Annotated in this window: 19 protein-coding genes and 2 tRNA genes; 16 read left to right on the top strand and 5 right to left on the bottom strand. The window is 71.1% G+C overall.

Going from position 1 to position 24,508, the window contains the following annotated elements:
* Positions 1 to 163: 163 nt before the first annotated feature.
* The 4 genes from AB0K07_RS18025 to AB0K07_RS18010 all read left to right on the top strand — a co-directional run bounded on the left by AB0K07_RS18025 (position 164) and on the right by AB0K07_RS18010 (position 7,139).
* On the top strand, positions 164 to 3,037 hold the full coding sequence (locus tag AB0K07_RS18025) for a PQQ-dependent sugar dehydrogenase (RefSeq protein ID WP_363756380.1): 2,874 nt from the start codon (positions 164 to 166) through the stop codon (positions 3,035 to 3,037).
* Positions 3,038 to 3,112: 75 nt separating this feature from the next.
* The gene (locus AB0K07_RS18020) at positions 3,113 to 5,227 is read left to right on the top strand and encodes a ThuA domain-containing protein (protein ID WP_363756378.1); all 2,115 of its coding nucleotides are present in this window, start codon (positions 3,113 to 3,115) and stop codon (positions 5,225 to 5,227) included.
* Positions 5,228 to 5,409: 182 nt separating this feature from the next.
* Complete coding sequence (locus AB0K07_RS18015; RefSeq protein WP_363756376.1) at positions 5,410 to 5,913, top strand: ATP-binding protein; 504 nt, start codon at positions 5,410 to 5,412, stop codon at positions 5,911 to 5,913.
* 218 nt (positions 5,914 to 6,131) lie between these two features.
* Positions 6,132 to 7,139, top strand: a complete 1,008-nt coding sequence (locus AB0K07_RS18010; RefSeq protein WP_363756374.1) for a sugar phosphate isomerase/epimerase family protein — start codon at positions 6,132 to 6,134, stop codon at positions 7,137 to 7,139.
* A gap of 82 nt (positions 7,140 to 7,221) precedes the next feature.
* Here the strand turns inward: AB0K07_RS18010 and AB0K07_RS18005 are convergent, their stop codons facing one another.
* Complete coding sequence (locus AB0K07_RS18005; RefSeq protein WP_354965523.1) at positions 7,222 to 7,641, bottom strand: hypothetical protein; 420 nt, start codon at positions 7,639 to 7,641, stop codon at positions 7,222 to 7,224.
* Between the two features lie 291 nt (positions 7,642 to 7,932).
* Here AB0K07_RS18005 and AB0K07_RS18000 point away from each other — a divergent pair.
* From AB0K07_RS18000 to AB0K07_RS17985, 4 genes are all read left to right on the top strand, one after another.
* Positions 7,933 to 8,005: transfer RNA gene (locus tag AB0K07_RS18000), tRNA-Asn, on the top strand.
* Positions 8,006 to 8,199: 194 nt separating this feature from the next.
* On the top strand, positions 8,200 to 10,323 hold the full coding sequence (locus tag AB0K07_RS17995) for an MMPL family transporter (RefSeq protein ID WP_363756370.1): 2,124 nt from the start codon (positions 8,200 to 8,202) through the stop codon (positions 10,321 to 10,323).
* Entirely contained in the window at positions 10,313 to 11,551 is a 1,239-nt protein-coding gene (locus tag AB0K07_RS17990; protein ID WP_363756368.1) for an FAD-dependent oxidoreductase, read from the top strand. Before AB0K07_RS17995 ends, AB0K07_RS17990 begins: the two co-directional genes overlap by 11 nt.
* Positions 11,552 to 11,691: 140 nt before the next feature.
* A tRNA-Ile gene (locus tag AB0K07_RS17985) sits at positions 11,692 to 11,768 on the top strand.
* Positions 11,769 to 11,782: 14 nt separating this feature from the next.
* On the opposite strand, the gene AB0K07_RS17980 is transcribed toward AB0K07_RS17985, so the two are convergent.
* Together AB0K07_RS17980 and AB0K07_RS17975 are read right to left on the bottom strand one after the other, a co-directional pair.
* Complete coding sequence (locus AB0K07_RS17980; protein WP_363756366.1) at positions 11,783 to 11,968, bottom strand: hypothetical protein; 186 nt, start codon at positions 11,966 to 11,968, stop codon at positions 11,783 to 11,785.
* A gap of 97 nt (positions 11,969 to 12,065) precedes the next feature.
* Positions 12,066 to 12,596 (bottom strand): aminoglycoside adenylyltransferase, encoded by a 531-nt coding sequence (locus AB0K07_RS17975; protein WP_363756364.1) that lies wholly within the window; start codon positions 12,594 to 12,596, stop codon positions 12,066 to 12,068.
* Positions 12,597 to 12,809: 213 nt separating this feature from the next.
* Here AB0K07_RS17975 and AB0K07_RS17970 point away from each other — a divergent pair, with 213 nt between their 5' ends.
* Complete coding sequence (locus AB0K07_RS17970; protein ID WP_363756362.1) at positions 12,810 to 13,052, top strand: hypothetical protein; 243 nt, start codon at positions 12,810 to 12,812, stop codon at positions 13,050 to 13,052.
* Positions 13,053 to 13,227: 175 nt separating this feature from the next.
* Here the strand turns inward: AB0K07_RS17970 and AB0K07_RS17965 are convergent, their stop codons facing one another.
* On the bottom strand, positions 13,228 to 13,473 hold the full coding sequence (locus AB0K07_RS17965) for a hypothetical protein (RefSeq protein ID WP_363756361.1): 246 nt from the start codon (positions 13,471 to 13,473) through the stop codon (positions 13,228 to 13,230).
* Positions 13,474 to 13,950: 477 nt separating this feature from the next.
* Complete coding sequence (locus AB0K07_RS17960; protein WP_363756359.1) at positions 13,951 to 14,256, bottom strand: hypothetical protein; 306 nt, start codon at positions 14,254 to 14,256, stop codon at positions 13,951 to 13,953.
* A 267-nt stretch (positions 14,257 to 14,523) separates the two neighbouring features.
* On the opposite strand from AB0K07_RS17960, the gene AB0K07_RS17955 reads away from it, so the two are divergent.
* The 7 genes from AB0K07_RS17955 to AB0K07_RS17925 all read left to right on the top strand — a co-directional run bounded on the left by AB0K07_RS17955 (position 14,524) and on the right by AB0K07_RS17925 (position 24,505).
* Entirely contained in the window at positions 14,524 to 15,093 is a 570-nt protein-coding gene (locus AB0K07_RS17955) for an RNA polymerase sigma factor (RefSeq protein WP_363756357.1), read from the top strand.
* Positions 15,090 to 15,974, top strand: coding sequence for a zf-HC2 domain-containing protein (locus AB0K07_RS17950; RefSeq protein ID WP_363756355.1), 885 nt, complete (start codon positions 15,090 to 15,092; stop codon positions 15,972 to 15,974). The genes AB0K07_RS17955 and AB0K07_RS17950 overlap by 4 nt, the downstream gene beginning before the upstream one ends.
* Before the next feature lie 25 nt (positions 15,975 to 15,999).
* A complete protein-coding gene (locus AB0K07_RS17945) occupies positions 16,000 to 16,887 on the top strand; it encodes an ATP-binding cassette domain-containing protein (protein ID WP_363756353.1) in 888 nt (295 codons plus the stop codon).
* Entirely contained in the window at positions 16,884 to 18,470 is a 1,587-nt protein-coding gene (locus AB0K07_RS17940) for a hypothetical protein (RefSeq protein WP_363756351.1), read from the top strand. The genes AB0K07_RS17945 and AB0K07_RS17940 overlap by 4 nt, the downstream gene beginning before the upstream one ends.
* Positions 18,464 to 19,195 (top strand): hypothetical protein, encoded by a 732-nt coding sequence (locus AB0K07_RS17935; protein ID WP_363756349.1) that lies wholly within the window; start codon positions 18,464 to 18,466, stop codon positions 19,193 to 19,195. Before AB0K07_RS17940 ends, AB0K07_RS17935 begins: the two co-directional genes overlap by 7 nt.
* 346 nt (positions 19,196 to 19,541) lie before the next feature.
* A complete protein-coding gene (locus tag AB0K07_RS17930) occupies positions 19,542 to 20,546 on the top strand; it encodes a multicopper oxidase domain-containing protein (protein WP_363756347.1) in 1,005 nt (334 codons plus the stop codon).
* Between the two features lie 23 nt (positions 20,547 to 20,569).
* Positions 20,570 to 24,505, top strand: coding sequence for a ThuA domain-containing protein (locus tag AB0K07_RS17925; RefSeq protein WP_363756345.1), 3,936 nt, complete (start codon positions 20,570 to 20,572; stop codon positions 24,503 to 24,505).
* Positions 24,506 to 24,508: the final 3 nt, after the last annotated feature.

Here is a 24,508-nt window from a genome sequence, read left to right as displayed (position 1 = left end):
ATCGACACATGCGATTTAGTGTCGTGGCCAACACGACAATGTTTCGTCGAGGTGAACCGGCGGCGCGGTACCCCATCGACCCCCCACCACCACCGCTACGGCATCCGGCGCGACGGCGCGCGCCCGGCCTGGCATTCATTCGTCAGGAAGGGGCAGCACACCAATGTCCACAAAGGACGCTCCAACTCACCGGTCCCGACGATGGTTCTCCACCGGATCGGCGCTGCTGCTGGTGGCCGCCGCCGGAACGGTCGCGCTCGGCGCCGGCCCGGCCGCGCTCGGCGGCCCGACCCCGGCCCAGGCCCACCCCATCAACGCCACGGACTTCCAGCAGGTCGAGCTGGCCCGCGGCGTGGCCGACATGGGAGAGCCGATGTCGCTCGCCGTCCTGCCGGACCGTTCGGTCCTGCACACCGCCCGCAACGGCACGCTGCGCCGCACCGACGCCAACGGCACCACCTCCGTGATCGGCACCCTGCCGGTCTACACCCACGACGAGGAGGGGTTGCAGGGCGTCGGCGTCGACCCGAACTTCGCCAGCAACCGGCAGATCTTCCTCTACTACGCCCCGCCGCTCTCCACCCCCGGCGGCGACGCGCCCGCCACCGGCACCGACTTCTCGGCCTGGCAGGGCGTCAACCGGCTCTCCCGGTTCACCCTCAACGCCGACTTCACCATCAACCAGGCCAGCAAGGTCGACGTGCTCGACGTGCCGGCCGACCGCGGCCTGTGCTGCCACGTCGGCGGGGACATCGACTTCGACGCCGCCGGCAACCTCTACCTGTCCACCGGTGACGACACCAACCCCTTCGAATCCGCCGGCTACTCGCCGCTCGACGAGCGGACCAACCGCAATCCGGCGTACGACGCGCAGCGCAGCGCCGGCAACACCAACGACCTGCGGGGCAAGATCCTGCGGATCAAGGTGAACGCGAACGGCACGTACTCCATCCCGGCGGGCAACCTGTTCGCGCCCGGCACGGCCCGGACCCGGCCGGAGATCTACGCGATGGGGTTCCGCAACCCGTTCCGGATCAGCGTGGACAAGGCCACCGGCGTCGTCTACGTCGGTGACTACGGCCCGGACGCCGGCTCCACCAGCGCCACCCGCGGGCCGTCCGGCCAGGTGGAGTTCAACCGGGTCGCCGCGCCGGGCAACTACGGCTGGCCGTACTGCACCGGCACCAACACCAGCACCGAGACGTACAACGAGTGGGACTTCGCCACCAACACCGGTGGAGCGAAGTACAACTGCACCGGCGGGCCGACCAACAACTCGTTCCGCAACACCGGCCTGGGCACCCTGCCGGCTGCCAAGCCGGCCTGGATCCGGTACGCCGGCGACGCCGGCACCCCGACGGAGTTCGGCGGCGGCTCCGAGTCGCCGATGGGCGGCCCGGTCTACCGGTACAACGCCTCGTCCACCTCGACGACGAAGTTCCCGCAGTCGTTCGACGGGCAGTTCTTCGCCACCGAGTTCGGCCGCGGCTGGATCAAGCCGATCCACGTCAACGCCGACGGCTCCCGGGGCACCATCGACACCTTCCCCTGGGTCGGCAAGCAGGTGATGGACTCGGCGTTCGGCCCGGACGGCGCGTACTACGTGCTCGACTACGGCACCGGCTACTTCAACGGTGACGCCAACTCCGCGCTCTACCGCTTCGACTACGTCGCCGGCGGAAACCGGGCGCCCAACGCCTCGGCGAGCGCCAACCGGACCTCCGGCGCCGCGCCGCTGGCGGTGACGTTCTCCTCGGCCGGCTCGTCCGACCCGGAGGGCGGCGCGCTGACTTACTCGTGGAACTTCGGTGACGGCACCACCTCCACGGCGGCCAACCCGACGAAGACCTACACCACCAACGGCACCTACACGGCGACGCTGACCGTGCGGGACCCGCAGGGCGCCACCGGCACCGCCAGCGTGGTGATCAACGTGGGCAACACCGCGCCGACGGTGACCATCAACAACCCGGGCAACGGGCAGCTCTTCAGCTTCGGTGACACGGTGCCGTTCAGCATCACCGTGACCGACCCGGAGGACGGCACGATCGACTGTACGAAGGTCAAGATGACCTACGTGCTCGGGCACGACCAGCACGGTCACCAGATCACCTCGAAGACCGGCTGCTCCGGCTCGATCACCATCCCGGTCGACGGTGAGCACGACGACGCGGCGAACATCTTCGCCATCTTCGACGCGGAGTACACCGACGCCGGTGGGCTGACCACGCACACCCAGCACACGCTGCCGCCACGGCACCGGCAGGCCGAGTTCTTCGGCAGCTCCTCCGGGATCAACGTGTTCAGCAAGACCCCGGCCGAGGGCGGCAAGACCGTCGGCGACATCAACAACGGCGACTGGATCGCGTTCCAGCCGTACCGCCTGGGCAACGTGACCTCGTTCACCGCCCGGGTCTCCTCGGCGGGCGCCGGCGGCACCCTCCAGGTCCGGGCCGGCTCGGCCACCGGCACGGTGCTCGGCTCGGCCACGGTCCCGGTCACCGGGGGCTGGGAAACCTTCACCACGGTGACGGGGTCGATCACCAACCCGCCGACCGGCACGACCACGCTCTACCTCACCTTCGCGGGGTCGGGCACCGGCGCGCTCTACGACCTGGACGCGTTCACCTTCGTCACCGGTACGCCGCCCACCGGCGGGGCTGGGCCGATCAAGGGTCTGGGCGGCAAGTGCCTGGACGTGCGCAACGCCGCCACCGCGGACGGCACGCAGATCCAGATCTACACCTGCAACGGCAGCACGGCGCAGACCTGGACGGTCACGCCGAACTCCACGATCCGGTCGCTGGGCAAGTGCCTCGACGTCTCGGGTGGCGGTTCGGCCGACGGCACCAAGATCCAGCTCTGGACCTGCAACGGGACCGGGGCGCAGAACTGGGCCGCGCAGGCCGACGGCACGGTGCGCAACGCGGCGTCGAGCAAGTGCCTCGACGTCTCCGGAAACAACTCGGCGGACAGCACCGTCGTGCACCTCTGGACCTGCACCGCCGCCGCGAACCAGAAGTGGATCCTGCCCTGAGTTGAACGGAAGGGCCCCTTGTCGACGCCTAGTGTTGTACGAGGGGCCCCTCCTAACCGTTCTTAGGAGAGCGATATGCGCAGACTCCTGCGTCCCGTCCTCGGCGCGGCCACCGCCGTCCTCGCCGTCCTCGCCTGCACGACCCCGGCCACCCCGGCCAGCGCCGCCGACGCCCCCTACGACGTGCTGGTCTTCTCCAAGACGGCCGGCTTCCGGCACGACGCGATCCCGGTCGGCATCCAGACCATCCGGGACCTGGGCGCGGCGAACAACTTCACCGTCACCGCCACCGAGGACGCCGCCGCCTTCACCACCGCGAACCTCAACCAGTACGAGGCGGTGGTCTTCCTCAACACCACGGGCGACGTGCTCAACGCCAGCCAGCAGACCGCGTTCGAGTCGTACATCGGCTCCGGCCGGGGGTACGTGGGCGTGCACGCCGCCGCCGACACCGAGTACGACTGGCCGTTCTACGGCAACCTGGTCGGCGCGTGGTTCGCCTCGCACCCGGCCATCCAGCAGGCCAACGTCAAGGTGGAGGACCGGGGGCACGCGGCGACCGCGCACCTGCCGCAGACCTGGACCCGCACCGACGAGTGGTACAACTACCGGACCAACGCCCGGTCCACCGCCCACGTGCTGGCCACGCTGGACGAGTCGTCGTACTCCGGTGGCGGGATGGGCGCCGACCACCCGCACTCCTGGTGCAAGAGCTACAGCGGCGGCCGGTCCTTCTACACCGGCGGCGGGCACACCCAGGCGTCGTACGCCGAGCCGGCGTTCCGGGCGCACCTGCTCGGCGGCATCCGGTACGCCTCCGGTCGGAGCAAGGCCGACTGCCGGCCCGAGACCGGCTACACCCCGCTCTACAACGGCTCGACCGCCGGCTGGTCGCAGGCCGGCCCGGGCAACTTCACCAACTCCGACGCCACCCTCACCTCGGTGGGCGGCATGGGGCTGTTCTGGTACAACGCGAAGCAGTTCACCAACTACTCGCTGAAGTTGGACTGGAAGCTGGCCGGCGACGACAACTCCGGCATCTTCATCGGCTTCCCACCGTCCAGTGACCCGTGGTCTGCGGTGGACAACGGCTACGAGATCCAGATCGACGCTACCGACGCGGCCGACCGCACCACCGGGGCGGTCTACACCTTCAAGTCCGCCGACATCGCCGCCCGGGACGCGGCGCTGAACGCGCCGGGGGAGTGGAACACGTACGAGCTGCTGGTCGAGGGCGAGCGGCTCCAGATCTTCCTCAACGGCGTGAAGATCAACGACTTCACCAACACCAACCCGGTCCGGTCGCTGGCCGGCCACATCGGCATCCAGAACCACGGCACCGGCGACGACGCCTCGTTCCGCAACATCCGGATCAAGGAGCTGGGCACCACGCCGCCGCCGACCGGGAACACCACCACCCAGGCCGAGGCGTTCAGCTCGGCCAACGGGGTCACCCCGTTCACCAAGGCGGGCGCCAACGGCGGCCAGACCATCGGCTACATCGACCCGGGCGACTGGGCCGCGTACAACGGTGTGAACCTGACCGGGGTCACCTCGTTCACGTCGCGGGTCGTCTCCGGTGGCGCGGGCGGCACCATCCAGGTGCGGACCGGTTCGGCCACCGGCCCGGTGCTCGGCTCGGTCGCGGTGCCGAACACCGGCAGCTGGACCACCTTCGCCAACGTCACCACCGCCCTGTCCAACGTCCCGTCCGGCGCCCAGAACCTCTACCTCACCTTCACCGGTAGCGGCACCGGGCTCTTCGATGTGGACGACTTCACCCTGGTCAAGGGCGGTGGCGGCACCCCGGGGGTCGGCCCGGTCAAGGGTCTGGCCGGCAAGTGCCTCGACGTGCGCAACAGCGGCACCGCCGACGGCACCCAGATCCAGATCTACACCTGCAACGGCAGTACGGCGCAGACCTGGACGGTGACGCCGAACTCGACGATCAAGGCGCTCGGCAAGTGCCTGGACGTGTCCGGCAGCGGCACCGCCGACGGCACCAAGATCCAGCTCTGGACCTGCAACGGCACCGGGGCGCAGAACTGGGCGGCCCAGGCCGACGGCAGCCTGCGCAACGCGGCGTCGAGCAAGTGCCTCGACGTCTCCGGCAACAACTCGGCGGACAGCACCATCGTGCACCTCTGGACCTGCAACGGCGCGGCCAACCAGAAGTGGACGCTGCCCTGATCGGCTGAGCCCGGAGGGCCGCCGGTCGTGGCCGACGGTCCCTCCGGGCCACCCGCCCCAGCGCCGACCATGCCCGGCCGAGTGTGCCCCGCTCGGCCGGGCATGGTCTGTCCGCCCGCCCGCGCTGTCGCCCCCGCGAGGCCACGAACCGACTCACGGCCGGCTGCCGTACCTTGACCGGCATGGGGCGTTTCGCGCGATGGCGCCGGACGGTGCGGGCGCAGGGGCACCGGCTGCGCCGGGCGCTGCGTGGAGCCGAGGAGCCGGACGCGTCGACCGGGCCAGCGCCCAGCCTGAACCGCCTCGACGCGCTGGTGGAGGGCTTCGCCGCAGGTCAGCCGGTGCACTGGACCCTGGCCGGGCAGCCCCGGCCGCTGCCCGGTGAGGTCGACGTCGCGGCGTACCGGATCATCGAGGAGTCGCTGACCAACGCGCGCCGGCACGCCCCGGGCGCCCCGGTGTCGGTGCGGCTGCGCTACGACGCCCGGGGCATCACCATCGAGGTACGCGATGACGGCACCCGTCCCGGACCGGTGTCCGGGGGCACCGCGGGCACCGGGCGTGGTCTGCCCGGTGTGCGCAGGCGTGCCGAGCGGATCGGCGGCACCTTCTCCGCCGGCCCGCGCCCCGGCGGCGGCTTCACCGTCCGGGCTGTCCTGCCCGCGCCCGAGGAGGTGGCCGAATGACGATCCGGCGGCGGGGCTTTCGCGATGGGGCCCGGCGGAAATAGGGTGTGAGCGGCGACCGTGACGGTGGCCGGTGACCCGGTGGGAGGCGCAACCCGCCGGGCCCAGGTGCGCTCCGCACCCACCGGTGTCCCGTCCCGGTGCCGCGTACCGGTCTGACCGGTCACCCTCGCCCCGGTCCGCACACGGAATCCCCATCACAACAGGGGAGAAGGACAATGGCGCGACCCATCACGCTCTTCACCGGCCAGTGGGCGGACCTGCCGTTCGAGGAGGTCTGCCGGCTCGCCTCCGAGTGGGGCTACGACGGCCTGGAGATCGCCTGCTGGGGCGACCACTTCGAGGTCGACAAGGCGCTCGCCGACGACTCGTACGTCGACCGCAAGCGGGAGACGCTCGCGAAGCACAACCTCCAGGTCTTCGCCATCTCCAACCACCTCGTCGGTCAGGCGGTCTGCGACCACCCGATCGACGAGCGGCACCAGGACATCCTGCCGGGCCGGATCTGGGGCGACGGGGAGCCCGAGGGCGTCCGCCAGCGGGCCGCTGAGGAGATCAAGGACACCGCGCGGGCGGCGGCGAAGCTCGGGGTGAAGACGGTCGTGGGCTTCACCGGCTCGTCGATCTGGCACACGCTGGCGATGTTCCCGCCGGTGCCGCCGGCGATGATCGAGCGCGGCTACCAGGACTTCGCCGACCGGTGGAACCCGATCCTCGACGTGTTCGACGAGGTGGGTGTGCGGTTCGCCCACGAGGTGCACCCCAGCGAGATCGCGTACGACTACTGGACGACAAAGCGGGCGCTGGAGGCGATCGGCAACCGGCCCGCGTTCGGGCTGAACTGGGACCCGTCGCACTTCGTGTGGCAGGAACTGGACCCGGTGAACTTCATCTTCGACTTCGCCGACCGGATCTACCACGTGGACTGCAAGGACGCCAAGGTGCGCACCGGGGACGGCCGGCGCGGCCGGCTCGCCTCCCACCTGCCCTGGGCGGACCTGCGCCGCGGCTGGGACTTCGTCTCCACCGGGCACGGGGACGTGCCCTGGGAGGACTGCTTCCGGGCGTTGAACGCGATCGGCTACACCGGCCCGATCTCGATCGAGTGGGAGGACGCCGGGATGGACCGGCTGGTCGGCGCACCGGAGGCGTTGCAGTTCGTCCGCCGGCTGGCCTTCGACGCCCCGAGTGCCGCCTTCGACGCCGCGTTCAGCAGCAGGGACTGACGCTCCCGGCGGTCGCTCACCGCATCCGGACAGACCACGGGCCGGTCGCCCTGCGGCGACCGGCCCGTCGACGTGCGGTTGGTCAGAGCGTGCTGGCGTTCGTGCCCGAGCCGGACGGCTTGGTGCGGGGGGTGGCCGACGGCGACCCGGAGGTCGTGCCGACCGTGCTGCTGGTGCCCGACGAGCCGGAGCCCGCCTTGGCGCCAACGGTGGCGGGCGTGCCGGCGAACGCGTCGTCGGCGGCGGTCAGCTCCTGCTTGCCGGTGCTGCCGTTGCCCGTGCCCAGCTTCTCGCCCAGCTTGGTCTGGCCGAGCTTGTCCTTGCCCTCGCTGTAGAGCCGGTTGGCCTGGGCCTGCGCGACCCCGGCCGCCTCCTGGACGGTCGGGTGGTCGAGCACCTTGCGGCCCCGGACGACCAGCTCTTCGTACTTTTCCCGGCCGGCACGGGCGCCCAGGACGAATCCCGCAGCCAGCCCGCCAAGAAACATGATCTTTCCGCGCATGGCGGCTCCTTCCGTACCTGACGCGCCGTCGCTCCGGTGGGCTGCCCCGCCGGGAGCGACCAATTCGCGCCTGCGTCCTCTGTCCGCAGCTAACTACCCATCCTGCTCTCCGCTCATGCCTGCTTGTGCCCGGATGACGATTTGCCCGGATTATCGATGTGTCGCGCCGCTGAGCTGGGCGTCTGGATCATGGAAGGTGGGGGCGGAACCCACTGGACCACCACCCCGGGATGTCCTGTACTCTTGTCCCGTCGCACGGCGTCGGGGAGATCCGGGTCGGGCGGTGCACGGTCCCCTGTAGCTCAATTGGCAGAGCAGCCGGCTGTTAACCGGCAGGTTATTGGTTCGAGTCCAATCGGGGGAGCTTCTCCACCCAGCGCCCGTCGGCAGCACGCCGACGGGCGTCTTCGTGTTCGTGGCCCGGCACCCGCGCCACCACCGCACACCCCTCTCGACCCGGTTTCGCCCTCCTGCCGTGCGCTCGCCCGGCAGGATGGTCGCTGTCGACTTAGACTCCCGCTGCGTCGATTGGTGCGTCGATTCTTGGGGTGAGTGCGGATGTCCGGACGAGGTGGCCACGGCCGGGCCACCCTGATCGCGGTGGCGGTCGTGCTGGCCTGGCTCGTGATCGGGAGTGTGGCCGGGCCGTACTCCGGGCGTCTCGGCGAGGTCGCCACCAACGACAACGCGGCCTTCCTGCCCACTGACGCCGAGGCGACCCGCGCACAGGACCTCGCCGGCGAGTTCGTCGACCGGCAGACCATCCCGGCACTGGTCGTCTACGAGCGGGCCTCGGGCATCACCGACGCGGACCGGCAGCGGGTGAGCGCCGACGTCGCCCGTTTCGCCCGGGTGCCCGGCGTGGTCAACCCGCTGCCCCCGCCGATCCCCAGCCAGGACGGCCAGGCACTTCAGGTCGTCGTGCCGGTGGACGACGCCGAGGGGGAGGAGATCGGCACGGTCGTCGAGCACCTGCGCGACATCACCGGCGGCGACCGGGACGGGCTCACCGTGGACGTCGCCGGCCCGGCCGGCCTGCTCGCCGACCTGATCGAGGTCTTCTCCGCCATCGACGGGCCACTGCTGCTGGTCACCCTGGTCGTGGTCCTGGTCATCCTGCTGATCGTCTACCGCAGCCCGGTGCTCTGGGTGTTCCCGCTGCTGGCCGCCGGGATGTCGTACGCGCTGGCCTCGGTCTTCGTCTACCTGCTCGCCGACGCCGACGTGCTCAAACTCAACGGGCAGGCCCAGGGCATCCTCACCGTGCTGGTCTTCGGCGCCGGCACCGACTACGCGCTGCTGCTCATCGCCCGCTATCGCGAGGAACTGCACCGGCACGGCCGCCCCTGGGACGCCATGCGGACGGCGTGGAAGGGCGCCGCCCCGGCCATCATCGCCTCCGGCGGGACGGTCATCGTCAGCCTGCTCTGCCTGCTGCTCTCCAGTCTCAACTCCAACCGGGCGCTCGGCCCGGTCGCCGCCATCGGCATCGCCGCCACCCTGCTGGTGATGCTCACCTTCCTGCCCGCGCTGCTGGTGCTCGGCGGCCGGTGGGCCTTCTGGCCGCGGCGGCCCCGCGTCGACCAGGCCGACCCGCAGACCGAGCAGGGCATCTGGAGCCGGATCGCCGGCTTCGTGGCCCGAAACGCCCGACCGGTCTGGCTGAGCACCGCGGTCGTGCTGGCGGTCCTCACGCTCGGCCTCACCCAGCTCGGCGTGACCACCCTCGGCCAGTCCGACCTGTTCACCCAGCGCACCGACTCGGTCGACGGCCAGGACGTCATCGCCCGGCACTACCCGGCCGGCACCGGTAGCCCGGCCACCATCTTCGCCACCGAGCAGACCGCCCGGCAGGTGGCCCAGGTGGCGCAGGGTGTGCCGGGCGTCGCCGCGGTCCGCCCGGTCAGCGCCAGCCCGCAGGCCGGCCCACCCGAGGCGAACGCCGCGCCGAAGGTGGTCGACGGGCGGATCCAGCTGGAGGCGACCCTCGCCGACCCACCGGACAGCAACGGCGCCGAGCGGACCATCCGGGAGCTGCGGGTGGCCGTACACCAGGTGCCCGGCGCGGACGCGGTGGTCGGCGGCTTCACCGCGATCAACGTGGACACCTCCGACGCCGCCACCCGCGACCAGAACGTCATCATCCCGGTGGTGCTCGTGGTCATCGCGGTCATCCTGGCCCTGCTGCTGCGCGCACTCCTCGCACCGGTGCTGCTGATCGCCACCGTGCTGCTCAGCTTCGCGGCCACCCTCGGCCTCTGCGCGCTGCTGTTCCGGCACGCCTTCGACTTCCCCGGGGTGGACGCGTCGTTCCCGCTGTTCGCGTTCGTCTTCCTCGTCGCCCTCGGCATCGACTACAACATCTTTCTGATGAGCCGGGTCCGCGAGGAATCCGTCCGACGCGGCACCCGGGCCGGGGTCCTCGCCGGCCTCGCCGTCACCGGCGGGGTGATCACCTCCGCCGGCATCGTGCTCGCCGCGACCTTCTCCGCGCTGGCCGTCCTGCCGCTGGTGGTACTGGTCGAGCTGGGCACCGCGGTCGCCGTCGGCGTACTCATCGACACCATCATCGTGCGGTCGCTGCTGGTGCCCGCGCTCGCGTACGACATCGGGCCGAAAATCTGGTGGCCGGGCCGGTTGTCCCGGGCGAACGGCGAGCGGGAGGCGCGACATGCTCGCTGAGACCGACGTGGTCATCGTCGGCGGCGGCCTGGCCGGCCTCGCCGCCGCCCGCCGGCTGCACCGCGCCGGCGTGCCCTGGCGGCTGCTGGAGGCCGGCGGCCGGCTCGGCGGCCGGGTGGCCACCGACGTCGTGGACGGCTACCTGATCGATCGCGGGTTCCAGGTGCTCAACACCGCCTACCCCCGGCTCGGCACGCTGCTCGACACCGACCGGCTCGACCTGGGGTACTTCACCTCCGGCGTGCTGGTGCGCAAGGGCGATGACCTGTTGCGGCTGGTCAACCCGCTGCGTGAGCCCACCGGCGGGCCGCGCACCGCGCTGGCCGGGGTCGGCTCCCTGCGCGACCGGCTGCGCTTCGCCGCGCTCGCCACCGGCTGCGCCACGCTGCCCACGTCCCGGCTGCTCGCCGCGCCGGAGACCACCGCCGAGGTGGCGCTGCGCCGGGCCGGCCTCTCCGACGCGATCATCGAAGAGCTGCTGCGGCCGTTCCTGTCCGGCGTGTTCATCGAGCGCGAGCTGGCGACCTCCAGCCACGTGCTGGCGATGGTGCTGCGCTCGTTCGCCCGAGGCCGGATCGGGCTGCCCGCCGAGGGGATGGCCGCCCTGCCCCGGGCGGTCGCCGACCCGCTGCCGGCCGACCTGATCGCGCTGGACACCCCGGTCGCCGAGGTCGCCCCCGGCCGGGTCCGCACCCAGGCCGGTGACATCCGCTGCCGGGCCGTCGTGGTCGCCGTCGACCCGCCCGCCGCCGCCGCGCTGCTGCCGGCCCTGTCGACGGTACGCATGCACAGCTACACCACCTACTACCACAGCGCACCCGAGCCGCCGCTGACCGAGCCGATCCTGCTCGTCGACGGTGACCGACGGGAAACCATCGCCAACACCGTGGTGCTCAGCAACGCCACCCCGACGTACGCCCCGGCCGGACGGCACCTGGTGGCCACCTCGGTGGTCGGCCCGACGGCCCCGCCCGAGCCGGCCGTACGGGCCGAGTTGACCCGGCTGTACGGATGTTCCACCGCCGACTGGACCCACCTCACCACCGTGTCCGTCCCCGACGCGCTGCCCGCCGCCCCACCACCGCAGGGGCGGCTGCGCAAGCCGGTCGCGCTGGGGGAGGGGCTGTTCGTGGCCGGTGACCACCGCGACAGCCCATCGATCCAGGGTGCTCTGACCAGCGGTTGGCGTACCGCCGGGGCGGTGCTGGCGGAGCTGCGGGCCGGGTGACCGACCGCTGCCCGCGTCCCCGGACGGGCGGCAGCACGCTGTTATATTCCTGTTGCCCATCGTGCTGCTGCGAGCGTGGGCGCCGGCCGGCTCGACGCTGGCCGCCGCCCGCCGGGCGGGATAAGATCCGGCGCGGTGTCGGGGCGGTAGCTCAGCCGGTTAGAGCAGGGGACTCATAATCCCTCGGTCGCGGGTTCGAGTCCCGCCCGCCCCACCACGGAAACTCTCAGGTCAGCCAGGGTGACGACGATCCAGACGAACCGCGTCGAGGTCCGGGCCGACCCCGTCGGTCCGCATTGAGTCCGCAGCGGCACGACCCGCCGCCCGGTCGAGGCGGTCCGCCACCTGGTCCAGATCGTCCTTGAACAGGTCCGCGTACACGTCCAGCGTCATCGCCGTCGAGGCGTGCCCGAGCATCCGCTGCACCGCCTTCTCGCCGGGCACCACAAGGGCTGGACGGTCTGGCGACTGCCCGACGAGGACATCCGCTAGCGCTCCAGGTATCCGCACACGATCAATCCGTGCAAACCAAAGCGGCTGCAAGGCGGGCGATGTCGGCAGCATCCTTGGCGCGTCGAGGCCGGCCAGGCACCCACACCGGCATCATCTGCTTGATCTCGATCTGGGCTCGTGGCTCGATAATTGGACAGCGAAGCCCGCCGAGCCGCCCCAAGCCGCCGTCGAGCATGCCGTCTGGCCATGGCTCATCGGCCCACGGGCCGCCTGCAACGACGACTCGTCCATGCTTGTCTCTGGCAAGGAGCGCGAAGCTGAGCTCCACGTCGGCCCTCACCAGGTCGAGTTGCTGATCATGTGGCGGATCCGCGAGTAGGGCGTAGCCGTGATCCGTGAGAGCGGCTGCCAGCCTGGCCGCTTCGTGGCTCCAAGCGAACCAGTCCACGTCTACATGTTCGCGAGTGATCTCACCGAGGAAGAAATCCATTGCCCAACCACCACGAAGCCATACTTCGACCCCGAGCTGTTGGGCCAGGTCCAGCGTTTCTGCGATGGCTTCGAGCTGACGCTCATTGAGTCCAACGGCCATAGATCGGCAGCCTACGCAAGGCGGCCAGAATCGCGGCAGGAGATGCAGTGCCGACCGAATGACTGGGCCATCCACGGGCCAGTAACCGTGGCGCGCAGCGGTCATGAGCGGGCACGAGCGGCATGGGGCTCTGCCGCCGGCCGCAGGCGTTACGGGCATCACGGTCCGTTGAGCGCGCTCTTCCAAACTGTAGGTGTCCGTACGCTGCTTGGCGTGGCAGAGGACGAGGTGGTCTTGCGGCTCAGTCGCGCCGAGGCGCTGGTCTTGTTCGAGTGGCTGTACCGCACCGACGAGATGACCAACGACTTCGCTGACCTGGTCGAGGATCAGGCGGAGCAACGAGCGCTGTGGAACCTCACCTGCCTGCTGGAGCGGGAGCTGGTCGAGCCGTTCTTGCCGCAGCATGCCGAGCTGGTTGAGCAGGCACGAGCCCGGTTGCGGGATGAGGGTTCATGACCGGGCTGCGTGCCCGTTGCGTGCCCGTCGGCACGGGAGCCGAGGGTCAACGGCGGTCACCGCCTGGACGTCCCCCCGGGCATGGCGGCGCAGGTCACGCCAGGTCATGGCGATGACACTTCCCGCCGTGTCAACACTTCCTAAACCGTGTGGCCGGTACGCCCCAGGCCGTAGCTCAGTCGAGCAGTCCTGGAACCCGCTCCTGAAGCCTGGCCACCACGCTCGACAGCCCGGCGTCCAAGTCGTCGCCGTCCCACCGCACGAGTTCGCCGCCGAGCGGCTTGCCCGACACCAGCACCGTCCAGCGCCCCCGTTCTCGTTCGCCGTCCATCTTGATGATGGCGACCAGGCCGCGATCCCCGAGCTGGACCAGCAACTCGGTCAGGCACTCATCCAACCCCATGGCCGCGTATTGGATCACGACCGCTCAGAGACGCGTCCGCATCCAGTCCGCAAGAGGTCGACGGATGGCGGGGGAGTGGTGTGAAACGTCGAGAGTTGTTTCCGCTGCTAGAGCCCCATGTGCCAAAGGTCGTCGACGGTCGGGCCGTGATGCTCCAGGCGCGCGTGGGCGCGGCGTGGTACCCGGAGGTCATGCAAGCCATCCGGGACGCGACGGCCGGTGGACGCGATCGCGACTGACCTGATGGGAACACCGTCAGACACCGATACGACCTGATCGTCAGGCTGTGCGTTCGCTTATGACTGACATATCTCCACCATGCCGCGGACCTTTGAGCTGCCCAACCGATCACGTCGTGGCGGCGGTGTTTGCATGGCGTGCCGGTGCATTTGGGCATCGACCGCCAGTTGGCCAGGGCTGTCCGCTGAGGGCACAACGGGTGGAGCCTCCGGTGGGCGGTCGAGCCGCCTACCGAAGGCTCCTGGAAGTGCCGGATCAGCAGTTGTCCGCGCCGTTGAAGACCCGGGGAACGCGGGCCACCTTCGACGAGATCTGGTAGCCCGGTTCGACGGTCCAGCAGGCTCCGTCGGCCCCGAAGTTCCAGGAGATCTTGATGCGGACGTTGTAGTTGCAGTCGTTGCGCGCGTAGCCGGTCTGCGTGGCGGTTCCCTGCGAAACCCAGACCGCGACGCAGCCTGGGGCGTTGCCGGCGTAGGCCGGCGCCGCACCGACGGTCGCGATCAGGCCTGCCGCGACAGCGCCGACGGCCGCCGCTTTCCTGCCTGTGGCTCGGATCCTCACGAGCACTCCTCCCGTTTGCCTGCCACCCCGTGTGACAGACCTTCGGAAAATACTTGTTTAATCGATGTGCAGCAATGAGGCTTTCCGCGTCGTCGATATTCTGATTCACTTTCCATGATCCTCTGATCCGCGGATCGTGCCGCTGACTGGAAGCTGACTGACAACTGACCAAGGAAAGGTGGGCAAGGTGAGCGAAACGCAACCCGGGGAGATCGTCGACGAATTTGTGTGATCGGTGTCACACTGGCTGACCGAACCATGTCGGCCATGGCGAACGACGAGGGGTATGTGATGGCAGACCGGCGGGAGCCGCCCAGCGACGCGCACCTCGTGCGTGGCATCGCCGAGCGCGACCGGCAGGCGTGCGCCGAGCTCTACCGCAGGTACGCCCCGTGGCTCGCCGCTCGCCTCGGTCACCGCTGCCCGGACGGCATGGTCATCGACGACGTGATCCAGGACGTCTTCGTTTCGATCTGGAGCCGGCCGCCCCGAGACGATGTCGATGATGTCGCCGGGTGGCTCTGGCGGATCGGGCACCGGCGCCTGGTCGACCTCCAGCGAGGCGCCGGGCTGCGCGCCCGGTTGCAACGCCGGCTCTTCGGCCAGCGCCTCCCGCACGAGCCGTCGGCGGAGGACTCCACCCTCGACACACTCGGCTGCGGGGAGCCGGCGCAGGCGCTGTCCCGGCTCCCCGTCGACCAGCGGACCGCGCTGCGGGTCACCGCGGTGGACGGCCTCACCATGGAGGAGGCTGCCCGGCTTCTCGGGGTGCCGGTCGGGACGGTCAAGACCCGGGTGCAGCGAGCCCGCCGACGGCTACGTGAGGAGCTGGCGTGACCAGAGCAGGCGACCACCGCGGTGACCTGCGGGTCGCGGCGGCCCGGCGGGGCGATCACGTCACCGCCGAGGTGCTGCGGGAGTACGTCGAGGGCCACCTGCCCGCCGCCGCCCTGGCCGGCGTCGAGGGGCACGTCGACGGATGCCCGGAGTGCCGAGAGGAGCTGGCCCGGCTGTCGCCGCCGGCCCGGTACGAGCGGCTGTGGTCGACCATCGACGAAATCCTCGACGAGCCGCGCCGCGGCCCCGCGGAGCGGGCCCTGATCTGGTGTGGAGTGTCCCCGGAGACCGCCCGGCTGGTCGCCGCCACCCCCGCGCTGCGCCGATCCTGGACCATCGCGGCGGGCCTCGTGCTCTTCACCGCCGCCCTCGTGGCCCGGTTGTCGCCACTGGACTCGCCGTCGCTGCTCCTGCTGGCGATCTCGCCCATGCTCCCGGTGCTCGGCGTCGCCGTCTCCTTCGGCCGCCGGTTCGACCCGACGTACGAGATCACCCTGGTCGCGCCCGTGCACGGGCTGCGGCTCGCGCTCCTGCGTACCGCCGCGGTCCTGGGGGTGGCGGCCGGCCTGGCCGCGGCCGCCAGTCTGGTGCTGCCCCGCAGCGGCCCCGCCACCCTCGCCTGGCTGCTTCCGATGCTCGCGCTGACGCTGGTCACCCTGGCGATGACCGCGCGGGTCGACCCGGTCGTCGCCGCTGCGGTGACCGGCGTCGGCTGGCTGGCCCTGCTCCTCGCCACGACCCATTTCGCCGGCGGCCGGTCGCTCCTGCTCACCACCGCCGGTCAGGCTGTGGTGAGCGTGGTGGCCGTGGCCGCGGCCGTCGGCCTGGCGCTGGCCCGCCGCCGATTCGACCAACAGCCCACCGCCGTCCTGACCCCCTGACCCCTGACCAGCTCGGAGGACCCGAATGTCGCATCCCGCGGAAACGACGCCGGGGCAGCTCGTCGCCGTCGACGGGCTGACCCTGCGGTACCGGCGGCACACGGCTCTCGCCGGGGTGTCGTTCACCGCCGGTGAGGGGGTGACCGGGCTGCTCGGGCCGAACGGCGCGGGCAAGACGTCGCTGCTGCGGATTCTCGCCACCGCGATGCCCCCGGATTCGGGCACCGTGCGGATCCTCGACACCGACCCGCTCACGACCGCCGGCCGGTTGGCGACCCGCAGGCGGATGGGTTACCTGCCGCAGCAGCCGGGCTTCTTCCCGAACTTCACCGCGTACGAGTTCATCGACTACGTCGCGATCCTCAAGGAGATCACCGATCGCCGGCAGCGCCGGGACGAGACCCTCCGGGTGCTGGCGGCGGTCGGCCTCAGCGACGATCGGGGCAAGCGGATCAAGGCGCTGTCCGGCGGGATGCGGCAGCGGGTGGCCCTCGCCGCCGCCATCGTGGGCGATCCGCGCGTGCTCATCCTCGACGAGCCGACCGTCGGGCTCGACCCGGAACAGCGCCTCCGGTTCCGCGAGCTGATCGCGGATCTCGGTGAGGGGCGGGTCGTCCTGCTCTCCACCCACCAGACCGAGGACGTGTCGGCCCTGTGCCACCGGGTGATCGTGCTGGACCGGGGTGTCGTCCGCTTCGACGGCCCGCCCGCGCGGTTGACGGCGCTGGCCGAGAACCGGGTCTGGCACAGCGCGGAACGCAGTCCGCAGGCGGTGGCGGCCTGGCGCACCGGGGTGGGCACGGTCCGCAACATCGGCGTCCCACCGGCGGCTGCCGACCTCGTCCCCGCCACCCTCGAGGACGGCTACCTGCTGCTGCTCGACCCGTCCGCCGCCACGGAGGTCGCGGCGTGACCGGGACCAGCCTGGCGCCGGTGCCGACGTCGCCGCTGCCGGTGTCGCCACGCCCCCGTGGGGCGGTCGGCGCCCTCTTCCGGATCGAGGCCGTCCGGCTGCTGCGTCATCCGGCGGTGCTGACGGGTCTCGTCCTCTACCTCGCCCTGTGGGCCTACGAGTGGGGTACCGGGGCGCTTGCGCACCGGTACCCCGTGTTGCAGGACGAGGACCGGTACTCCCAGGTGCCGCTGCTGCTGATCGCCGCCGGGGCGTTCATCGGGAACAACCTGGCCCTCACCCGGGCGCAGCGGTCCGGCGTCGCCGCGGTCACCGACCTGCTCGCGCTGGCGCCGTGGCGGCGTACCCTCGCCCAGCTTCTCGCGCCGCTGCCGTTGGCGATCCTCAGCGGGCTGCTCGTCGGCGCGCGCATCGCCCACCTCGCCGCCGCGCCCGGGGCGGTCGGGCAACCGTCCCTGCTGGAGCTGGCCACCGGGCCGCTGGTCGTCCTGCTCGCCGGGGTCGCCGGCGTCGCCGTGGGACGGCTGACCTCGATGGTCGCCGTCGGCCCCCTGGTGATCCTCGGCATGGCGATCTTCACACTCGTGGGCGCGGTCACGCTGAGCCGGCCGATGCTCAAGTGGTGGGGTCTCGTCGCGATCGAGGACGAGTTCGAGCCGCCTCTGCCGGCGGACCTCATGTACCGGCCGGTGGCGAGCCACCTGGTCTACCTGGCCGCCTGCGCGGCGGTGTGCTGCGCGGTCGCCCTCGCCCGCAGCCGCATCGACCGGCGGATCGGGGTGACGGCGGTGGGCATCACGGCGGTACTGGCCGTGGTCGCCGGGGCGGGGCAGTCGGTCACGGTGCCCGGGGACGTCGCCGCCCGCCGGACGGTCGCCGAGCGGGAGCCCTCCGCACAGCAGACATGTCGGACGGTGGGCACGGTCACCTACTGCGCCTTCCGCGACTTCGAGGGCCGTTTCGACCAGTGGTCGACGCTGGTCGGCGGGGTGCTCCGGCACACCCCGCCCGACAGGGCCTCCGACCGGTACGTGGTCCGGCAGCGCCTTCTGTTCGGCGCCACCACCAGTGCGGTCAGCATCTCGCCGCCGCTCGCCGCCTGGACGGCGGACGACGCGCGGGCCGGTACGCCGGGCGCGGTGCCGGTCGGCACGAAGTGGGGCACGGACCAGATCGGCGGGGACGCGATGCTCAGCTTCGCCGGGCACTTCGCCGCGCGGGTGGTCACCGGCGAGCCGCCGACCGAGGCCTCGGCCCTGTCCGTCTGCCGGTCCCGGGCGGTGCTGGTGCTGTGGCTCGCCGCCACGGCGACCGAGGAGACGACCGCGGCTCTGCGCAGCCTGCTGCCGCGCACCGGCGGCAGCGTGATCCTTCCGCTGGTGGACTCGTCGCTCGCGCTGTCCATCGGCCGGCAGGAGGTCTCGGTGGTCCGGTCCCTGCTGGACCGGCCGGCGGACCAGGTGGGCCAGCAGGTGATCGCCAACTGGGCCGAACTGACCCGGCCGGAGACCGGCACCGAGCGGGCGGCGAGCCTGCTGGGCACCCGGGTGCAGGGCCCGGCGGCCGAGGGCGCCCGATGCTGACGACGGTGCGGGCGTTGCTGCCCCACGTGGTCCGGTCGAGCCGGAAGGCCCCGCCGGTGCTCTGCGGTGTGCTGGCCCTCGTGCTCGCCGCGCTGCCGCTGGCGGTCTCCTACCGGATGGAGGTCCCGTACGCGGTCACCCTGATCAGGGTGGTGTCGGTGACCGTGGCGCTCGGCGTGGCCTTCGCGCTGGACGACGCCGCCGACCCGACGACGCAGGTGACCCCGACGTCCCGGCTGCTGGTCCGCCTGACGCGGATCGCGCTGTCCGCGCTTCCCCTGGTGGTGGTCTGGCTCGCGGCGCTGCTGCTCTGTCGGGCGGCGGTACCGGCGGAGGGCCGTCCCTATCTGCCGGTCGGCGGTCTGGCCCTGGAGGCGGCGGCCCTTCTGGCGACGACCCTGGCCTTCGCGGCGGTCGCGGTCCAGGTCTCCGCCCCCACCCACGGCGGGCTGGCGGCCATGCCCGGCCTGCTGCTCGCGACCACGGCCCTCACCCTCCTGCCGGACGACGTGCAGCCGTTCGCCGGCCCCGGGTCGACGAGCTGGGACACGTCCCGGTGGTTCTGGCTGACCCTCCTGCTCGGGGCGGTGGTCGTCCTGGGTGGTCTCCTACGTGAGGCGCGGCACCGCCGGTGGCGCCGGTCGCCGGCGGTGGCCGGTCCGGCGGCCGAGGAGCTGCCGGCGACCGTCGAGCACGAGGCGCGGTCGCGGCGCTCCGCGGCCTGACCTGGTCGCTCTCGAACCACCCCGGCGGTCCGCACCGCGCCGATCGCGCGCGTCCTGACGATGCCCCCGTCCTCCCCGGACGGGGGCATCGTCGTCGTTCGCCGCCGCCCGGGTCGCGCGCCATAAGTGCTGGTCGGCGCGCGGTAACCGTTGCCGCCGGCTACCTTTCCATCGAAGGATCTTTACTTTCGTCGATTCGATACATAGATTGAGGTCATCAGTCGAAAGTTCTGAGTCTTCCGAGCAAAGTCGCGGCGGCTCATGAACTCGCGGGGCCGTCCCTCCTGTGCTCGACGGTCGTCGCACCATGCCCTGCCGCGACTTGACCGGTCGAGAACGGAGTCCCATGGACGACCACGCCGTCGGCTCCCACCGCCACCTGTCCCGCAGATCCCTGATGACCACCGGAGTGCTGGCCGCCGGCGCGGTCGGCGTGACCGCGTCGACGGTCGGCGCACCCTTCAGCGGCAGTCCGGCCCAGGCCGTGGCTGGCATCACCAAGAAGGTCACCCTCTACGCCGAGCAGTTGCCCAGCGGGCTGTTCGGGTACGGCCTGGCCCCCGGCCAGGCCACCGTGCCGGGGCCGGTGCTGGAGATCTACGAGGGTGACACCCTGGAGATCACCCTGGTCAACACCACCGACCAGCGGCTGTCCATCCATCCGCACGGGGTGGACTACAGCACCGACTCGGACGGCAGCCCGCTCAACGCCTCGTTCAACAATCCCGGCGAGACCCGGACGTACGTGTGGCGCTCGCGGGAGATGTTCCTCGCGTCGGGCCGGCGGTTCATGCCGGGCAGCGCCGGCTACTGGCACTACCACGACCACGCCATGGGCACCGACCACGGCACCGGCGGGGTGGCCAAGGGGCTGTACGGGGCGCTGGTCGTACGGCGTCGCGGCGACATCCTGCCGGAGAAGCAGTTCACCGTCGTGTTCAACGACATGATGATCAACAATCGGATGGCGCCGAACACGCCGATGTTCGAGGCGAACCTGGGCCAGCGGGTGGAGTGGATCGCCATCGGGCACGGCGGCACCTTCCACACCTTCCACCTGCACGCGCACCGCTGGGCGGACAACCGCACCGGAATGCTCGAGGGCACGGCCGACCCGAGCCTCGTGATCGACAACAAGGACCTCAACCCGGGCAGCTCGTTCGGGTTCCAGGTGCTGGCCGGGGAGGGCGTCGGGCCCGGCGCGTGGATGTACCACTGCCACGTGCAGTTCCACTCCGACGGCGGCATGGCGGGGATCTTCCTGGTGCGCAACGCCGACGGCAGCATGCCGCCGGGCGCGCAGGAGGCCATCCACCGGTTCCAGGGCCACACCCACACGCACGGCAGCTGAGTCAATCGAGAGTGGGGACGGGGATGACAAGAAATCTACGACGAACCCTCGCCGCGGCAGCGGTCATCGCGATGCTGATGCCGGGCACACCGGCAGCAGCCGCACCACCGGCGGCAGCCGCACCACAGGCGGCGCAGGAAAACAAGACAGCGGTCCTCGTCTTCCACGGACCGGTGGCGGAGCAACAGGACCCGGTGGCCCGCGCGGCGGACGCGATCCGCGATCTTGGCGCGGACCATGACATCGATGTCACGACCACCACGGACCCGGCCGTCTTCACCACGGCCGGGCTCTCCGCGTACCGCAGCGTGGTCTTCCTCTCCGCGACGGGCGCCGCGCTCAACCGTGACCAGGAAGCGGCGCTGCAGAGCTACATGAAGGCCGGCGGCGGTTTCGTCGGCATCGCCGACGCCGCCCGCGCGCAGGTCGACTCCGCCTGGTTCACCGGTCTGATCGGCACCCGCCCCGCGGGCGCCATCCCGGTGGCCGAGCCGGTGGCCCGGGTGACCGCCAGCGGCGAGAACCCGCCGAACGAGACCAAGGAGAAGCTGACCGACGGGGACGCCGGCACCAAGTGGCTGGTCCGCACCCCGACGGCCTGGGTGGCGTACGAGCTGAGCGCCGCCAAGCGGATCACCGGTTACGCGCTGACCTCGGCCAACGACTCCTCCGGGCGGGACCCGAAGGACTGGACGTTGCAGGGCTCCGCCGATGGCCAGAGCTGGTCCGATCTGGACCGGCGCACCAACCAGACCTTCGCGGAGCGGTTCCAGACGCGGCGGTTCGACATCGCCACGCCGCAGGAGTTCAAGCACTTCCGGCTGAACGTCACCGCGAACAGCGGCGAGCCGCTCACCCAGCTCGCCGACCTGCGGCTGTTCACCGGCAGCACCGCCCCTCCGGCGCCGCCGGCGGTGAACCGGGCCGTCGTCGACATCCTGGACCGGAACCACCCGGCCACGGCGTCGCTGCCCATGACGATCACCCGGTCGGACCGCTGGGAGAACTGGGACCCGAACCCGATCGGCACCGTGCACACCGTCGCTCAGGTCGAGGAGCGGCACTACAACCCGGGGCCGGGCGCCAACGGGCCGTTCCACCCGGTGTCCTGGTGCCGGGACTACGACGGCGGCCGGTCGTTCTACACCGGCATGGGCCACACCGAGGGCAGCTACGGCGAGGCGGCGTTCCGTACGCACCTGACCGGCGCCCTCAAGTGGACGACCGGCCTGGAGCGCGGCGACTGCCAGGCGACGATCGCCGCGAACTACAAGGTGGAGCGCCTCACCGCGGCCAACCAGACCGGGCAGCTGGACCAGATCGGCGAGCCGCACGGCCTCACCATCGCCCCCGACGGCACGGCGTTCTACGTCGGCAAGGCGGCCTGCCCGAGCGGCCCGATCGCGGACTGGAACAACCCGAACGTCGGCCTGGGCTGCGGCACCATCCACTCGTGGGACCCGCGTACGAAGCAGGCCAAGCTCCTCACCACCCTGGCGGTGATGGGCAACCGGGGCAGCGGCTCCGAGCTCGTGAAGAACGAGGAGGGCCTGCTCGGCATCGTCCCGGACCCGAAGTTCGCCGAGAACGGCTGGCTCTACGTCTACTGGATGCCGCACGAGTCGATCGACCGGGTGCAGCGGGTCGGGCAGCGGACCATTTCCCGGTTCACGTACGACCGCGAGACCCAGACCATCGACCAGGCCACCCGCAAGGACCTGCTGAAGTTCCCGGTGCAGATCCACAGCTGCTGCCACGCGGGCGGCGGCATGGCGTTCGACGCCAAGGGCAACCTGTACGTCGGGTCCGGCGACAACAACTCCTCCGAGGGGTCGCAGGGCTACTCCGGCAACAACTGGACGCAGGAGTACCAGGGGATCTCGTTCCAGGACGCCCGCCGCACGTCGGGTAACACCAACGACCTCGCCGGCAAGATCATCCGGATCCACCCGGAGGCGGACGGCACGTACACCATCCCGGAGGGCAACCTGTTCCCGCCGGGCACCGAGAAGACCCGGCCGGAGATCTACGTGATGGGCGTGCGGAACATCGCCCGCCTCCAGGTCGACCCGGTGCACCAGTGGCTGACCGCCGGCTGGGTGGGGCCCGACGCCGCGTCGCCCAGCCCGACGCTCGGCCCGGCCAAGTACGAGACGGCCACCATCGTCACCTCGGCCGGCAACCAGGGCTGGCCGTACTGCATGGGCAACCGGCAGCCGTACCGGGACCGCAGCAGCACCGACGCGACAGTGCTGACCGGCTGGTACGACTGCGACAACCTGAAGAACGAGTCGCCGCGTAACACCGGCCTGGTGGACATCCCGCCGGCCCGGGACAACATGATCTGGTACTCGCCGGACGGCGGCGGCCCGGTGTTCCCGGACCGGGCGGACGGCAGCGGGATCCCGACCTACGTCGCCGCCGACGCCACCTACACCCAGCCGTACCTCCGTGGCGGCGGGCAGGCCATCATGTCCGGCCCGACGTACCACCGGAAGCTCGTCGACACGAACAGCGGCGTGGCCTGGCCGGAGTACTGGGACGAGAAGTGGTTCATCGGCGACCAGTCGAACGCCAACAACCGCGTCGCGGTCACCGTCGACCCGGAGGGCGTGCCGCGCGCGGCCCCGCCGGTGTTCGCCGAGTCGCTGCGGGCCATCATCCCCGGCGGCAACGGCGACACCCGGCTGCAGAGCTGGATGGACGCCAAGTTCGGCCCGGACGGCGCGCTCTACCTGCTCGACTACGGAGGCGGGTTCTTCAGCCTGCACCCCAACCAGAAGCTCATCCGGATCACCTACACCGGTGGCGCGCCGACCCCGGCACCGGCCGCGAGTTCGGTCGCCGTGCAGAACAAGCCGCTGACCGTGGCCTTCAACGGGTCCCGCTCCGGTGGCGTCAGCTACCGGTGGGAGTTCGGCGACGGCGCCACGTCCACCGAGGCGAACCCCCGGCACACGTACGCCCGGGTCGGCACCTACACGGCGAAGCTGACCGTCACCTACGCCGACGGCGAGACGGCGACGGTGCAGACCACGGTCACGGTGGGCTGCGCGGTGCCCGACGCCCGGGCCACCGTGTGGCTCGGTGACACGGACACGAAGGTGCCCAGCCGTACGGTCGGGCAGGGCTGCACCATCAACGACCTGATCGACGACGAGAGCACCTGGGCCGACCACAACAGCTTCGTCCGGCACGTGACCGGGGTGACCGACACGCTCCAGGGCGACGGCCTGCTCTCCGCCCGCGAGGCCGGCACGCTGACCCGCCTGGCCGCCGCGTCCGAGATCGGCCGGAACGGACACACCGGGTACGAGCCGCTCTTCGACGGCACCGCCGAGTCGCTGCTCGGCTGGCAGCAGGCGCCGTCCGGATCGTTCGGCATCCAGCCGGACGGCTCGCTGCGGTCCAGCGGCGGCCTGGGCATGCTCTGGCACACCAAGGAGCTCGCCGACTTCTCGCTGAAGGTGCAGTTCCGCGACATCGCCCCGGGCACCGGCCGGGCCAACAGTGGGGTCTTCACCCGGTTCCCGGACCCGCGGATCCCGCTGGAGCAGCGCCCGCCGGGCAGCTGCGGCACGGTCGGATCCGCCCGGACCTCACCGGCGTGGGTGGCGATCTACTGCGGCCACGAGATCCAGATCTACGACGGTGAGACCGGCGAGCCGCAGAAGACCGGCTCGGTCTACAACTTCGACCCGGTGCCGCTCGCCCAGGCCGGCGTCACCCCGAAGAACCAGTGGAACGACTACGAGATCCGCGTGGTCGGGCAGCACTACACGATGATCCGCAACGGCGTGGTGATCAACGAGTTCGACAACACGCCGGGCAAGCAGTCCTCACGCGCGGGTGACCCGCCGACCGACCTGCGGCAGTTCCTCAGCGGCTTCATCGGGCTCCAGAACCACGGCGACAACGATCTGATCGAGTTCCGCAACATCCGCGTGCGCGAGCTCTAGGAG

The organism is Micromonospora sp. NPDC049301 (assembly GCF_040678715.1).
Taxonomy (GTDB): domain Bacteria; phylum Actinomycetota; class Actinomycetes; order Mycobacteriales; family Micromonosporaceae; genus Micromonospora.
Note: the sequence above shows the minus strand (reverse complement) of the source record. Positions and strands in the feature narration are given on the sequence as shown.